The organism is Comamonas sp. (assembly GCF_036643215.1).
Taxonomy (GTDB): domain Bacteria; phylum Pseudomonadota; class Gammaproteobacteria; order Burkholderiales; family Burkholderiaceae_C; genus Comamonas.
On record NZ_JAVXSJ010000005.1, the window covers coordinates 93,293 to 106,873 of the forward strand.

Annotated in this window: 12 protein-coding genes and 1 other RNA gene; 7 read left to right on the forward strand and 6 right to left on the reverse strand. The window is 60.2% G+C overall.

The window, feature by feature from the left end:
* Window positions 1-89: 89 nt before the first annotated feature.
* Together RSF91_RS05710 and RSF91_RS05715 are read right to left on the reverse strand one after the other, a co-directional pair.
* Complete coding sequence (locus RSF91_RS05710) at window positions 90-356, reverse strand: DUF2164 domain-containing protein (RefSeq protein WP_332567508.1); 267 nt, start codon at window positions 354-356, stop codon at window positions 90-92.
* A gap of 184 nt (window positions 357-540) precedes the next feature.
* Entirely contained in the window at window positions 541-2,385 is a 1,845-nt protein-coding gene (locus RSF91_RS05715; protein WP_332567509.1) for an ABC transporter ATP-binding protein, read from the reverse strand.
* A 208-nt stretch (window positions 2,386-2,593) separates the two neighbouring features.
* On the opposite strand from RSF91_RS05715, the gene RSF91_RS05720 reads away from it, so the two are divergent.
* Window positions 2,594-3,571, forward strand: coding sequence for a M28 family peptidase (locus RSF91_RS05720; RefSeq protein ID WP_332567510.1), 978 nt, complete (start codon window positions 2,594-2,596; stop codon window positions 3,569-3,571).
* A gap of 173 nt (window positions 3,572-3,744) precedes the next feature.
* Here the strand turns inward: RSF91_RS05720 and cysK are convergent, their stop codons facing one another.
* The gene (cysK, locus tag RSF91_RS05725) at window positions 3,745-4,665 is read right to left on the reverse strand and encodes a cysteine synthase A (RefSeq protein ID WP_332567511.1); all 921 of its coding nucleotides are present in this window, start codon (window positions 4,663-4,665) and stop codon (window positions 3,745-3,747) included.
* Between the two features lie 188 nt (window positions 4,666-4,853).
* Here cysK and RSF91_RS05730 point away from each other — a divergent pair, with 188 nt between their 5' ends.
* Window positions 4,854-5,018, forward strand: coding sequence for a hypothetical protein (locus tag RSF91_RS05730; RefSeq protein ID WP_332567512.1), 165 nt, complete (start codon window positions 4,854-4,856; stop codon window positions 5,016-5,018).
* On the opposite strand, the gene RSF91_RS05735 is transcribed toward RSF91_RS05730, so the two are convergent.
* The gene (locus RSF91_RS05735) at window positions 5,002-5,919 is read right to left on the reverse strand and encodes a DMT family transporter (protein WP_332567513.1); all 918 of its coding nucleotides are present in this window, start codon (window positions 5,917-5,919) and stop codon (window positions 5,002-5,004) included. The two genes, RSF91_RS05730 and RSF91_RS05735, sit on opposite strands and share 17 nt — an antisense overlap.
* Before the next feature lie 91 nt (window positions 5,920-6,010).
* Between RSF91_RS05735 and RSF91_RS05740 the strand changes: the two genes are divergently transcribed.
* Together RSF91_RS05740 and rnpB are read left to right on the forward strand one after the other, a co-directional pair.
* Window positions 6,011-6,823, forward strand: coding sequence for an AraC family transcriptional regulator (locus RSF91_RS05740; RefSeq protein WP_332567514.1), 813 nt, complete (start codon window positions 6,011-6,013; stop codon window positions 6,821-6,823).
* 21 nt (window positions 6,824-6,844) lie between these two features.
* An RNA gene (rnpB, locus tag RSF91_RS05745) (RNase P RNA component class A) lies at window positions 6,845-7,205 on the forward strand.
* A gap of 74 nt (window positions 7,206-7,279) precedes the next feature.
* On the opposite strand, the gene RSF91_RS05750 is transcribed toward rnpB, so the two are convergent.
* Window positions 7,280-8,050, reverse strand: a complete 771-nt coding sequence (locus RSF91_RS05750) for a pseudouridine synthase (protein WP_332567515.1) — start codon at window positions 8,048-8,050, stop codon at window positions 7,280-7,282.
* A 64-nt stretch (window positions 8,051-8,114) separates the two neighbouring features.
* Window positions 8,115-9,803 carry an MBL fold metallo-hydrolase gene (locus RSF91_RS05755; protein ID WP_332567516.1) on the reverse strand — a complete coding sequence of 563 codons (1,689 nt, stop codon included), beginning with the start codon at window positions 9,801-9,803 and terminating at the stop codon, window positions 8,115-8,117.
* A 158-nt stretch (window positions 9,804-9,961) separates the two neighbouring features.
* Between RSF91_RS05755 and RSF91_RS05760 the strand changes: the two genes are divergently transcribed.
* From RSF91_RS05760 to RSF91_RS05770, 3 genes are read left to right on the forward strand one after another with little or no spacing between them, the layout of a single operon-like run.
* On the forward strand, window positions 9,962-10,744 hold the full coding sequence (locus RSF91_RS05760) for a crotonase/enoyl-CoA hydratase family protein (RefSeq protein WP_332567517.1): 783 nt from the start codon (window positions 9,962-9,964) through the stop codon (window positions 10,742-10,744).
* 40 nt (window positions 10,745-10,784) lie between these two features.
* Entirely contained in the window at window positions 10,785-12,701 is a 1,917-nt protein-coding gene (locus RSF91_RS05765) for a feruloyl-CoA synthase (protein ID WP_332567518.1), read from the forward strand.
* A 60-nt stretch (window positions 12,702-12,761) separates the two neighbouring features.
* Window positions 12,762-13,529 carry an SDR family NAD(P)-dependent oxidoreductase gene (locus RSF91_RS05770; protein ID WP_332567519.1) on the forward strand — a complete coding sequence of 256 codons (768 nt, stop codon included), beginning with the start codon at window positions 12,762-12,764 and terminating at the stop codon, window positions 13,527-13,529.
* The last annotated feature ends 52 nt before the right edge of the window (window positions 13,530-13,581 follow it).

Here is a 13,581-nt window from a genome sequence, read left to right on the forward strand (position 1 = left end):
ACGAGGGGATGCCGGGCAAAGACTCGTAGATCAGAACAAAACAGCCTGACAGGTGGTGTCAGGCTGTTGATAACGCTTTGAAGCTGCTTTTATTTGCGGCCGGGGCGCTTGGCCGTCCAGTAGCTGAACTCTTCCTTGCCCACTTCATAGTCCAGCTCTTGCAGGCGGGCCTGAATGTTCTCCTGAACATCGGCGACAGCCTTGTTGTAGATGGTCGGGCCAATCTCGGCGAGAAAGAAATTGAGCAGCGCGCCGGACTGCATATTGCCGATGGGCTCGTCCATGTTCTCGCGGAAATAGCGCTCGATGGATGTGATGGCCTGTTGCTGTGCGTGCTTGGGGAGTTCGATGCTCATGGTGACCTGTGTTACTGGGTTGTCTGCATTTTTGCAAACCTGCGGCGAGGCCGCTTGGTGCGAGTGGACTAGGTGCAGGCAGGCCACTTGCATCAAACGGCTTTTTGCTCTGATAAAGAGAGCTGCTAGCGCTTATCAATAAAGCACTGCAGCTGTTTTTTCTTGAAATTTCTGCTGATTGATATCAAAGAGCCGAGTTGTCAGCCTCGGCCAGAAAACCGCCGCTCTGGTGGGCCCACAGCTTGGCGTAGATGCCGCCCTTGGCCAGCAGTTGCTGGTGGGTGCCTTCTTCTTCGATATGGCCGTCGTTCATCACAATCAAACGGTCCATGGCGGCGATGGTGGACAGACGGTGGGCAATGGCAATCACGGTCTTGCCCTGCATCAGTCCGTCCAGACTCTGCTGGATGGCGGCTTCGACCTCGCTGTCCAGCGCGCTGGTGGCTTCGTCCAGCAGCAAAATGGGCGCGTCTTTCAGCATCACGCGGGCGATGGCCACGCGCTGGCGCTGGCCGCCAGAAAGCTTGACGCCGCGTTCGCCCACCTGGGCGTCGTAGCCGCTGCGGCCTTTCAGGTCGGTCAGCGTGGCGATGAAGTCGGATGCCTCGGCCTTGTCGGCGGCGGCCAGCATCTGCGCTTCCGTTGCATCGGGGCGGCCGTAGAGGATGTTGTCGCGCATGGACCGGTGCAGCAGCGAGGTGTCTTGCGTCACCATGCCAATCGCGCCGCGCAGGCTGTCCTGGGTGACATGGCGAATGTCCTGGCCGTCAATGGTGATGCGCCCGCCTTGCACTTCATGAAAGCGCAGCAACAGGTTGACCAGCGTGGATTTGCCCGCGCCCGATCGGCCAATCAGGCCGATGCGCTCGCCGGGGCGAATGTGCAGGTTCAGGTGGTTCATCACCTTTTTTCCATCGGCCTTGTAGCCAAAGCTCACGTCCTCAAAGGCAATGCCGCCCTGGGCCACTTGCAGGGGCTTGGCGTCAGCGTCATCCACAATCGTGCGGGGTTTGGTCAGTGTGGTGATGCCATCCTGGATGGTGCCCACGTTCTCAAACAGGCCCGTCATCTGCCACATCACCCAGTGCGAATAGCCCATCAGGCGCAGCGCCATGGCAATGACGGCGGCGACCACACCGGCCGATGCCTGGCCTTGCGTCCACAAATACAGTGCGGTACCGCCGCTGCCCAGCAGCAGCAGAGCAATCATCAGGTGGTTGGTGATCTCGAACAGGCTGACCAGACGCATCTGCGAATAACCGGTGGACTTGAACGACTCCATCGCATTGCGTGCGTATTCGGCTTCGCGGCGTGTGTGGGCGAACAGTTTGACGGTGGCGATGTTGGTGTAAGCATCGGTCACGCGGCCCGTCATCATCGAGCGGGCGTCGGCCTGCTCTTTGCCGATCTTGCCCAGACGCGGCACAAAGTAAAAGCAGGCGGCGGTGTACGCCACAAACCACAGCGCAAATGGAATCATCAGCCGCCACTCAAAGCTGGCCGCCAGAATCAAAATGCCGATCATGTAGACGCCTACGCCCACAAACACATCGACCACCATGAAGACCACTTCGCGCACGGACAGCGCCGTCTGCATGATCTTGGTGGTAATTCGGCCAGCAAATTCGTCCGCATAGAACGACATGCTCTGGCCCAGCATCAGCTTATGGAACACCCAGCGCAGGCGCATGGGAAAGTTGATGGCCAGCACCTGGTGCATGACGGTGGTGTGCAAGGCCAGCAGCGCCACACTGCCCAGCAAGATGGCGGCAATACCGATCAGCGTGCCGCGCTGCTCTGCCAGGAAATCGGCGGGTGCGGCAGCGCCTAGCCAGTCCACCACGCGGCTCATGATGGCGAACAGCACCGCTTCATAGGCGGCCAGCAGGGCAGACGTCAGCGTCATCAACCCAATCCAGCCGCGCATGCCCTGTGTGCAGGCCCAGACAAAGGCAAAGAAGCCCACGGGCGGAACCTTGGGCTCCTGCGCGGGGTAGGGGGGAACCTGTTTTTCAAAAAATCGGAACACGATAGCAATACTCCCGGTGCCAGCTATTGGCACTTTTGTTCGTCATGGTAGGGGAGTGGGCGGCGGCGGTGTGATGATGCGGTCAAGCCCGCCCAGACCATGGGCTCATACCTCTGTCGACCTCAAAGCCATGAAATTTTCTGCTGCATCTTCTTTGATTGGTAACGATTTTGCATCTCGCAGATGGCACTGGCCCGCTGCTATTGCGATGAGTCTGGCCGCGTTGACTGTGGCTATCAGCGGCTGTGTGATTTCTCAGCCGATGACGGGTTTGGCACACACAGCAATCCCTGATCTGCATGCATCGCCAGAGCGGCTGCGTGACCATGTGCGTGTGCTGAGCGAGGATTTTCTGGGGCGAGGTTTTGAGCAGCCGCAGACATTGCAACGCGCTGCTGATTACATCGTGGCGGAGCTGGCCAAGTCAGGTGTGATGGCAGAGCGCCAGCGCTTTGAGGTGGACGGCCAAGGCTATGAAAATTTGATAGCGCGCTTTGGGCTTGCGGAAGGCACTAAGCCGCTGCTGGTGATGGGAGCACATTACGACAGTGCACTCACGCATGAGGGCGTGCCTACCCCCGGTGCAGACGATAACGCCAGCGGCGTGGCAGGTCTGCTGGAATTGGCCCGCTTGCTGAAGCAAACCACGCCCGGCCAGCCGGTGGAGCTGGTGTTCTACACACTGGAGGAACCACCCAACTTTCGCACCAACGATATGGGCAGCTACCGCCATGCGCTTTCGCTGCAGCAGCGCAACCAGCCTGTGCGGCTGATGCTGTCTGTGGAGATGATTGGTTACTACAGCGACGATTCGGGCAGCCAGAGTTATCCACTGGCACCACTGGGCTGGATTTACCCGGACAAGGGCAACTTCATCGCCCTGATCGGCGAGATGAAAAACTTCAGTGAAATGCGCCGCACCAAGGCTGTCATGCGCGCCTCAGGCGGTGGGCCGAATCCATTGGGCGTGCATTCGCTCAATGCACCGCGCTTTGTGCATGGGGTGGATTTTTCGGATCACCTGAATTACTGGCGGCTGGGCTATCCGGCCATCATGGTGACGGACACCTCGTTTATGCGTAACCCGCACTACCACCAGCGCACCGACACATGGGATCGGCTGGACTACAGCCGCATGGCGCAGGTGGTGCGCATGCTGGCTGCGGTGGCTTTAGATACTCCTTGATTGAGAGCTGCTAGCGCTTTTATTCATTAGGGTTAAATCCTATTTAATATAAAGTCGCTGAGCGCTATTTACGCCTCTGTTTTTCCCAGAAACTGGCGGAGGTGGTGCGCCGCGCTGATAGCGCCGGAATCAAAAAAGGCCTGCAATGCAGGCCTTTTTTGGGGCGTCTGAAATCAGGCGTTGGGCAGGAAGCCTTCAACCGACAGGTAACGCTCGCCCGTGTCGTAGGCAAAGCCCAGCACCTTGGCGCCAGCGGGCAGCTCAGGCAGCTTTTGTGCAATGGCGGCCAGTGTGGCCCCGGAGGAAATACCCACCAGCAGGCCTTCTTCAGAAGCCATGCGGCGGGCGAATTCGCGGGCAGGCTCGGCTTCGACCAGAAGCACGCCGTCCAGCAGACTGGTGTCCAGATTCTTGGGGATAAAGCCTGCGCCAATGCCCTGAATGGGGTGGGGTGCAGGCTGGCCGCCAGAGATCACGGGCGATGCAGAAGGCTCCACCGCATAGACCTTGAGGTTGGGCCACTTGGCTTTGAGCACCTTGGCCACGCCAGACAGGTGGCCGCCCGTGCCCACGCCGGTGATAAAGGCATCCAGACCATCGGGGAAGTCACGCAGAATTTCTTGCGCGGTGGTGGTTTCATGCACGGCCACGTTGGCGGGGTTTTCGAACTGCTGGGGAATCCAGGAGCCGGGCGTTTGCGCGGCCAGTTCCTGCGCGCGGGCGATGGCGCCCTTCATGCCTTTTTCCTTGGGGGTCAGATCAAATGCTGCGCCGTAGGCCAGCATCAGGCGGCGGCGCTCGATGCTCATGCTCTCGGGCATGACCAGAATCAGCTTGTAGCCCTTAACGGCGGCTACCAGAGCCAGACCCACGCCGGTGTTGCCGCTGGTGGGCTCAATGATGGTGCCGCCTGGCTTCAAGGCGCCGGATTTTTCCGCATCTTCCACCATGGCCAGTGCAATGCGGTCCTTGATGGAGCCGCCAGGGTTGCCGCGCTCGGACTTGATCCACACGTTGGTGTTGTCACCAAACAGGCGGTTGATGTGAATGACGGGCGTGTTGCCAATGGTTTGCAGAACGTTGTCGAACTTCATGAAGCCTCCGGGTGTGGATAAGAGTGCAGAGGGGCGTGCAAGGCCCGATGCATGCATTGTGGCGCAGTTGTTCTGCCGTACAGGAATATGAATATGCTTGCCGCAGATCAAGCCTAGGCCAGACAGATCACCGCGCTGCCGGATGCATGGCAAGAATGGGATTGAGTTGTTTCTCGGAGGATGCACCCATGCTTTCTTTCAACGCAATCTTGATGGCGCTGGCAGCCAGTTGCACCACGCTGCTAGTGGGCTTTTCATGGCGCGAGCAGCGCTGGGCACCCTGGCTGATGCTGGTGGCCTTGGTGACGCTGCTCTCGCTGATGAGTCACTCTATCGTCAAATTGCTGAGCTAGGCGTGGCCTGATCCGCAGGTTTGCGGGCGCGCAGCGGCGTTTTCCATAGCTCGGCCAGCAGCAGTCCGGCAACCGTCATGACACCGCCCACGGCGTGGTACAGCGCCATTGGTTCATGGAGCGTGGCAAACGCCACGATGGCGGTGAACACCGGAATCAGGTTGAAGAACATGCTGGAGCGGCTGGGGCCCAGCGCGTTGATCGCCTTCATCCACAACAGCGGCGCGGCGATGGAGGCCATGATGCCGGCAAAGGCGACCAGCCCCAAATTGCTGGCGTTTAGCCCCGTTTTGGGTGAAAACAGGTACAGCGGAAACTGCACCACCACCGCCACCAGAATTTGCAGATACAGCAACTGCACCGTTTTGAGCGCAGGCATGGGCCAGCGCTTGAGCAAAATGTTGTAGATGGCATAGGCCAGCATGGCCAGCAGCATCATTGCGTCGCCCAGATTCAGGCCTTCAGATGCCAGATGCGCAAGATTGCCTGACGACACCACCAGCGCGACTCCAAAAATAGCCAGCAGCGAACCCCAGACCCCGCCGCGCGTCAGCGGCTGGCCCAGCAGAAACACGGCCAGAGCCAGCACCAGCATGGGCGTGAGCGAGCCGATGATGCCCATATGCGTGGCGGTGGTGTAGTGGGCCGCGTAGTACGCCAGACTTTGATAAATCACCATGCCCAGCACGCCCAGCACCGTGATGCGGGGCAGCAGCGGCTTGATGACGGCGCGCAGGCGCCAGATGCCTGGCAGCACAAACGGGGTGAAAAGCAGGGCGGCCACCACCCAGCGGAAAAAACCAATCTCAGACGCGCTGATGCTGCCCGCCGCCATTTTGCTGACCACGGTGTTGACCGACCAGATCAGCACCGCACCCAGCGGTAATAGGTATGCACCCATGAAGACTCCTTGAAGGGTCTATCATGCGACTGACGTATTTAAAGTGCATTGCTGATTTCAGACAAAGCATAGCGCAAGCTGGACGAAGCTGATGAAGACCAATCAAGCCGCAGCCCAGCGCCATTCCGTCGCCATTCTGGACACGGATCAGGTGCAGGGCAGTTACTACTTTCGCTACGATGAGTTTGGCGCGCACAGCGAGGCACCGCCGCATTCGCACCGCTGGGGGCATTTGAACTATGCCTCGCATGGCAGCCTGAGCATGGAGGTGCCTGCGGGCCGCATTCTCTGTCCGCCGCAGCATGGGGTGTGGATTCCGCCTGGCGTGGTGCACAGTTGCTATCTGCAGCATGCGGTGCAATACCGCTCCGTCTACCTGGCCCCTGCGCTGTGCGAAGCCTTGCCGCAGGTGGCGGGCTGCATGCGGATGGGCCCCATTGTCAAAGCCATCCTGCTGGACTTTGGCCTGCGCGGTGTGCAGACGCCAGCCGCCGCAGCAGATCTCAGGCTGGCGCAGGTGGTGCATGACCAGTTATGCGCCACGCCGCTGGAGCTGAGTTTTCTGCCCATGGCCCGGCACCCCGCGCTGGTGCAGGTGCTGGACGCGATGCAGGCCGGGCCGGGTGACCACCGCAGTCTGGCCGAGTGGGCCGAGAGCGTGCATATGACCGAGCGCACGCTGGCCCGCCACTGCCAGCGCGAGCTGGGTATGAGCTTGGGAGAGTGGCGCCAGCGCATGCGTTACCTGTGCGCGATTGATGCGCTGGAGGCTGGCCACACCGTGCAACGCATCGCCTACGACCTGGGTTACAGCACGCCTTCGGCCTTTATTGCCATGTTTCAGCGTGAATCAGGCCTGCCGCCCGAGCAGTTTAGACGCGAGTTCAGTGCAAGCTCTTTGTGAACGCGAGATAATGCGACCCGTGAAGTGCGCCAGACCGCCGCTGGTACTAGCCGAAAGGCCAACGCTTGCGTTGGGTCGAAAGATCGTACTGGAGGAACGTCCGGACTGCATAGGGCGGCGTAGCAGCTAACAGCTGTCCACCGTGAGGTGAGGATCAGAGCAACAGAGACGAGTCCCGGGGGCGTACCGCAAGGTAAACCACCGAGGGTGAAACGGGCAATCTCTACGCGCAGCAATACCAAGTAGGCACACGTTGACGGGGCCCCCGGAGTGTGCGGGTAGGTAGCACCGAGCTGTCAGGCGACTGGCAGCCAAGATTAATGGCGGTCACATGGCGGGCAACCGTTGTGCACAGAATCCGGCTTATCGGCGCACTTCACACTTATTCCAAATAAAAAGAGCTGCTAGCGCATATGTATAAAGCGCTAGCAGCTCTTTTTTTGATAGTGGGCTGACTTAGAAGCGTTCCCACGGCATCAGGTAGCGCCACTGGCCTTCAGGCACCTTGCCCAAAGACACGCGGCCAATCCGCAGGCGGCGCATGCTGGTCACGCGCAGGCCGATGGCGCCGCACATCTTTTCGATCTCTTCAGGCGCAATGCCCTTGAGTGCAAAGCGCAGATGGCCTTCGTTCTGCCAGCTCACATGGCAGGGGGGCATACGGCGGTGGCCGTTGCCGCCAGGGATAGGCAGGCCTTCGTAGAGAATTTCAAGACCATCTTCAATGATCTGGCCTTCCACGCCGACGATGATTTCCTGCTCCAGCCATTGGCCTTCTTCAGCCAGCTTGCGGATGATGCGCTTGTCTTGCGTATAGACGATCAGGCCGCTGGCGGGCAGGGGAATCGTCAAAAACGACTCCAGGTTCTTGAAGTGATGGTCTAGCACCAGCTGGGGCATGGGCGTGTCCAGCTGGGCCTTGGTGGCTTCGCTCAGCAGCGAATGCGCGCTGCGTGTGCGGCCATAAGCGGGGCCTTGCGTGTAGCCCGCTGGCTTGTTCATCAGAATGGTGACGGGGGGCAGTGCCTCGGGCTTGGCACCGGCGCGCACGGTCACAACCTGCTCGGGGCTGACCCGAGTTTCGGGCACTTGCACGACTTTGCCATCGACTTGGACATTGCCCGCTTCGATGTGCAACTCGGCCTCGCGGCGCGAGCATTGTTCTTGCTCTGCAACTCGCTTGGACAGGCGGATGCTTTCTTTTTGTTCGGGCTGTGATTCAGACATGGCGATAGCTTAATGCCACGGCCATGTCCTAGTTGTCCACAGGTCTAGCAGGGCAGTGGCTGGCTTATCTGCCCAGACAGAGCTTCTGAATCCGCTCCACATGGGCCAGCAGCGACTGCTGAGCCACGGGCCACAGCGCGGGCGGCGTGTCGGCATAGGCAATGGCCACCCAGTCCTGAATGCTGCCGTCGGGCTTGGTGCGCATGGCGTTGTGCACCTTGGACTCGCGCGCCAGTCGATGGGCCTTGAGCTTGGTGATCTGATGCCGCGCAAAGCCCAGTACATAGCCGTGGGCGGGCAGTATGTAGCGAATGCCCCGCTCAAGGCACAGCGCATGCAGCTTATCCAGCGAAGCCAGGTAATCGATCATGTTGCCGTCTGGCGGGCTGATCACGGTGGTGCTGCCGTTGAGGATGTGGTCGCCGCTGAACAGCAGCGCATCTTCTTCCAGCAAAAAACACAGGTGGTTGGCCGCATGGCCGGGCGTGAAGATGGCTTGCAGCGTATGCGTAATTTCGCCATCTGGCCCTTTCCCGGTCAGCGTTACGCGCTCTCCATCTTGTAGCGATACATCAGGTTTGAAGCGGCTATAGGCCCGAGCGGTGGGGGCTGAAGCCATGCCCATGACTGGGGGCTTGCCCTGACCTGATTGCTCCACCAGCGCCTGCAGCGGCGCGGCACCCGGCGAGTGGTCGGGGTGAGAGTGGGTGCAGACGATGAAGCGGATGTTGCCCCCCGTTGCTGCATGAATGCGCTGCAGGTGCACGGGCTCATTGGGGCCTGGGTCGATGACGATGTAGCCGCTGCTGTCATCACCCACCAGATAGGTGTTGGTGCCGGGGCCGCTCATCATGCCGGGGTTGGGGGCTGTCAGGCGCAGCAGGTTTTTGCGCAGCGGCACGGCCTTTTCGTTCTGCCAGTCCAGGTGATGAATACCGTGGCCGTCGGGCATCACCATTTCCAGCTCGCCATAGGCCATGTCGGTTTCGGTGTGGCGCGTGTCTTTGCCCAGCAGGTGGCCACCGCGCGGGCAGGCTTGCCACAGCGGTTTTTCGCTTTGCAGTGTGTTGATGAGCGTTTGCGTATCGGGCTGTGCAGAGATTCGCTCCAGCGTACGCAGAGTAGGGAAGAGGATGAACAGATTTTTTTCTTTAAAGCGCTCCACCGCATCTTGTGGGCGAATCCAGGTAGGCTCGAACTGCTCAGTTTCATCGGCCACCGGCGTTTGCCCTTCAGGCATGCGCGCTACAAAAAATGGGACGTTGAAGCGTTTGGGCAGGTCAAAAGGTGCGGTCCATTGAGCCAGATACCAGAGCTGATCGACCGCCAGCGTCCAGCCACGCGCGCGGCATTGCTCATACAGCGATGCATGGCGGTCCAGTTGCTGCACCTGTGCAGGGGCAACGGGCTGGCCCGCTTCGTCATAGGCCAGCAAGATGCCCAGTTCTTCAAACGTCTCGCGAATGCCGGCCAGCGCCTGTGTGATGCGTTCATTGCCTCCCACCTCAACCATGCTGGGGCGCATGCGGGCCAGCGCGTGGTTGGCCGGGTCGGCATCCTGATCTTCCAGTCCACCGCCAGGGAACACATAGGCATTGGCAAAAATTCCTTGGTCGGCGCGCCTTGTCATCAGTACTTCAAAGCCATCGGCGCCATCACGCAGCAGCAGGATGGTGGAGGCTTCGCGTGCGGGAACCGGATCGCGCTGAGGCTGAAGAAGCTGACTGGGGCGGGGCTGGCTGGGTGGGGTCATGGGTTAATTATGTGAAATGCGCTGTGCCATTGGATGTCATATCTGGACTAGTTGCGTCGTTGCTGCGCGTCAAATCGGGGAAAGCACTGAGAGCAAACCGTGCTCATTTGCTTGCATTTGATTATTGAAGATAACAATAATGAATCAAAGGAATGGTTATGAATCATAAAGAAATTGCAGTGGAATTTCGGGGTGAAGCCCAGCAGGTGGCGGTCATTCGCCTGATGCGCTCCGCCAAGCGCAATGCCTTGTCGGATGGACTGGTGCTGGGGCTGCGCGATGTATTCATGAACCTGCCCGCCAGCGTGCGCGCAGCGGTGGTGGATGGTGATGGCCCGCACTTTTGCGCCGGGCTGGACCTGAGCGAGCTGGGCGAGCGCGATGCCTCGCAGGGCGTTCTGCATTCGCGCATGTGGCATGAAGCCCTGCGTCAAGTGCAGTTTGGTTCTGTGCCCGTGGTGGCGGCCTTGCATGGAGCGGTGGTGGGCGGCGGGCTGGAGCTGGCCAGTGCCTGCCATATTCGCGTGGCAGACAGCAGCACGTTTTATGCGCTGCCCGAAGGCTCGCGCGGCATCTTTGTCGGCGGTGGTGGTTCGGTGCGCATTCCGCGTCTGATTGGCGCGGCGCGCATGGCCGACATGATGTTCACCGGCCGGGTTTACAAGGCTGAAGAGGGCGAGCGCATTGGCCTGTCGCAATACCTGGTGCCTGAAGGTCAGGCGCTGGATAAGGCGGTGGAGCTGGCGTTGCGCATTGCCGAAAACGCCCCCATGACCAATTACGCGCTGGTGCATGCGCTGCCCCGCATTGCCGAGCAGCCGTCGGATCAAGGTCTGATGACCGAAGCGCTGATGGCCGCTGTGGCGCAAAGCGCACCTGAAGCCAAATTCCGCCTGCAGGAGTTCCTGTCCGGGCGAGCCGCCAAGGTCAGCACAGACTGAAAACCTGGCGCATCACAATCAAGCGATGGAGACAAAAACCATGCAAGAGACAAGTACAGCCATGCAGACCAACAGCCGCATACAAGAGGTACAGAAAGAGGGCCAAAGCCCCAAGTACCGCGCGCTGGAGTTTGGCGTGTGCAGCCTCAAAGTCGATGAGAGGAGTGACGGTACGAGCTATGCCCAGGCCGATCAGGAACTGGCCCCGTATGCCAAGCGCATGACGGACCGGCTGGTGCACTGGGCACAGGCCACACCCGATCACACTTTTATCGCCCAGCGCGAGCGCCTGGCAGATGGCGGTACGGGTGACTGGAAGCACATTAGCTATGCGCAGACGCTGGCCGCTGCGCGCAGCATTGCTCAGGCGTTGATTGATCGAAAACTGTCGGCAGAGCGTCCGGTCATCATCCTCAGCGAAAACGATCTGGACCACGCCATGCTGGCCATGGGCTGCCTGTATGCGGGCGTGCCGTACTGCTCGGCTTCCACCGCGTACTCGCTGGTCAGCACTGATTACGCCAAGCTGCGCCATGTGGTGAACACGCTCACCCCCGGCCTGATCTTTGCCAGCGATGCCGCGCGCTATGAAAAAGCCGTGCAGGCCGTGCTGCCTGATGGCTGCGAAGTGGTCTATGGCAAGCCTGCTGTGGATGCCCAGACGCATACCTTGTTTGCCGAACTGCTGGCGACGCAGGCCACGCCTGCCGTCGATGCCGCCATGCAGGCCACGGGGCCAGAAACGATCACCAAATTCCTGTTCACCTCGGGCTCGACCAAGCTGCCCAAGGCGGTCATCAATACCCACGGCATGTGGTGCGCCAACCAGCAGCAAATTGCCCAGACCATGCCCGATATGGTCAAAGGCCCGCCCGTGCTGGTGGACTGGCTGCCGTGGAATCACACGTTTGGCGGCAACAAAAATATTGGCATGACGCTCTACCACGGCGGCACGCTTTATATCGACGAAGGCAAACCTACGGCGGCAGGCATTGGCGAGACGCTACGCAATCTGCGCGAAATATCGCCCACGGCCTACTTCAATGTCCCCACCGGTTTTGAATACATTGCCGGTGCGATGGAGGAAGACGCCGTGCTGCGCAGCAGCTTGCTCAAGCGCTTGAGCATGTTTTATTACGCCGGTGCATCGCTGGCGCAGCCCGTGTGGGACAGCCTGTACCGCACACAGGAAAAAGAACTGGGCCACCGTGTGGTGATGGGCACGGGGCTGGGCATGACGGAGTCATCGCCGTCGGCATTGTTTGTGAACCGGGCCGATGTGCGCTCTGGCGATCTGGGTGTGCCCGTGCCGGGGCTGGAGCTCAAGCTGGCTCCCATGGCGGGCAAGCTGGAGGTGCGCTACCGTGGTCCCAATGTCACGCCCGGCTACTGGCGTGCGCCAGAGGCTACGGCCGAGGCTTTTGATGAAGAAGGGTTCTTTTGCACCGGCGACGCCGTGCAGTGGCGCGACCCGCAAGACCACCATCAGGGCCTGCGCTTTGACGGCCGCATTGCCGAAGACTTCAAGCTGGCCACCGGCACCTTTGTGAACGTGGGTCCGCTGCGTGCCAAGGTCATTCATGCCGGGGCGCCCTATATCCAGGATGTGGTGGTGACCGGGCTTGACCGCAAAGAGGTGGGCGCCATCATCTTCGGCACCCCGGCCTGCGCGGCACTGAGCGGATTGGGTGCCGGTGCCACGCAAGAGCAAATCATGCACAGCGCACCCGTGCAGCAGCATCTGCAGACCGTGCTCAACCAGCTGGCACAAACCGCGACCGGCAGCGCTAGCCGCATTGCGCGTGCCGTGGCCGCTACGCGTGCGCCATCGTTGGACTTGGGTGAAGTTACAGACAAAGGCTCCATTAACCAGCGCGCCGTGCTCCAGCATCGTGCAGATGTGGTGGCGGGTTTGTATGACGAGACTCTGGCCTTGATCTTGAAGCCAAATAGTTGAGCCCAATCAGGCTTAAACCCAATAGCAGAAAGCGCGAGAAGCTTTTAAAAGGATAGTGAAATGCAAGTTCAAGATCAGATTGCCATCGTCACTGGCGCAGCCTCGGGGCTGGGTGAGGCCACCGCCCGTGCTCTGGCTGCGGCCGGGGCCAAAGTCGCAGTGCTGGACCGCCAGCTGGACAAAGCCAAGGCCGTGGCAGCCGAGGTTGGTGGCTTGGCGCTGGAGTGCGATATCTGCGATACGGCCAGCGTGATGGCTGCGCTTGACCAGATCAAGGCGCATTGGGGTGCAGATGCCCGAATTTTGATGAACGTGGCGGGCATTGGCACGGCCAAGCGTGTGATTGGTCGTGATGGAGAGCCTGCGCCGCTGGATGATTTTGAGCGCGTCATTCGCGTCAACCTGATTGGCAGCTACAACATGACGCGCCTGTTTGCTGCGCGCTGCGCCAAGCTGGCAGCACAGGAGGATGGTGCGCGCGGCGTGATTGTCTACACCGCATCTGTTGCGGCTTTTGATGGGCAGGTAGGCCAGCAGGCGTACAGCGCATCCAAGGGCGGGCTGGTCGGCATGACGCTGCCCATGGCGCGAGACTTGGCTCAGCACGGCATTCGCGTCTGCACCGTGGCCCCTGGTTTGTTTGCCACGCCTTTGATGCAAGAATTGCCCGAGGCTGTGCAGCAGTCTCTTGCGGCATCCATCCCCTTCCCATCGCGGCTGGGCAAACCGTCGGAGTTTGCCGAGCTGGCTTTGCATATCGTGCGCAATGACCACCTGAATGGCGAAGTGATTCGTCTGGATGGTGCTTTGCGCATGGCCCCTAGATAAGCATTCTTATAAAGACAGGCGTCAGCCTGCATTCACACATCTACCAGAGGAG

What these genes read in the sequence shown, in the direction of transcription:
- RSF91_RS05755 (WP_332567516.1), bottom strand. Translation starts at nt 9,803, where the DNA reads ATGACCCCACCCAGCCAGCCCCGCCCCAGTCAGCTTCTTCAGCCTCAG.
- RSF91_RS05765 (WP_332567518.1), top strand. Translation starts at nt 10,785, where the DNA reads ATGCAAGAGACAAGTACAGCCATGCAGACCAACAGCCGCATACAAGAG.
- RSF91_RS05740 (WP_332567514.1), top strand. Translation starts at nt 6,011, where the DNA reads ATGAAGACCAATCAAGCCGCAGCCCAGCGCCATTCCGTCGCCATTCTG.
- RSF91_RS05750 (WP_332567515.1), bottom strand. Translation starts at nt 8,050, where the DNA reads ATGTCTGAATCACAGCCCGAACAAAAAGAAAGCATCCGCCTGTCCAAG.
- cysK (WP_332567511.1), bottom strand. Translation starts at nt 4,665, where the DNA reads ATGAAGTTCGACAACGTTCTGCAAACCATTGGCAACACGCCCGTCATT.
- RSF91_RS05760 (WP_332567517.1), top strand. Translation starts at nt 9,962, where the DNA reads ATGAATCATAAAGAAATTGCAGTGGAATTTCGGGGTGAAGCCCAGCAG.
- RSF91_RS05710 (WP_332567508.1), bottom strand. Translation starts at nt 356, where the DNA reads ATGAGCATCGAACTCCCCAAGCACGCACAGCAACAGGCCATCACATCC.
- RSF91_RS05735 (WP_332567513.1), bottom strand. Translation starts at nt 5,919, where the DNA reads ATGGGTGCATACCTATTACCGCTGGGTGCGGTGCTGATCTGGTCGGTC.
- RSF91_RS05730 (WP_332567512.1), top strand. Translation starts at nt 4,854, where the DNA reads ATGCTTTCTTTCAACGCAATCTTGATGGCGCTGGCAGCCAGTTGCACC.
- RSF91_RS05770 (WP_332567519.1), top strand. Translation starts at nt 12,762, where the DNA reads ATGCAAGTTCAAGATCAGATTGCCATCGTCACTGGCGCAGCCTCGGGG.
- RSF91_RS05720 (WP_332567510.1), top strand. Translation starts at nt 2,594, where the DNA reads ATGAGTCTGGCCGCGTTGACTGTGGCTATCAGCGGCTGTGTGATTTCT.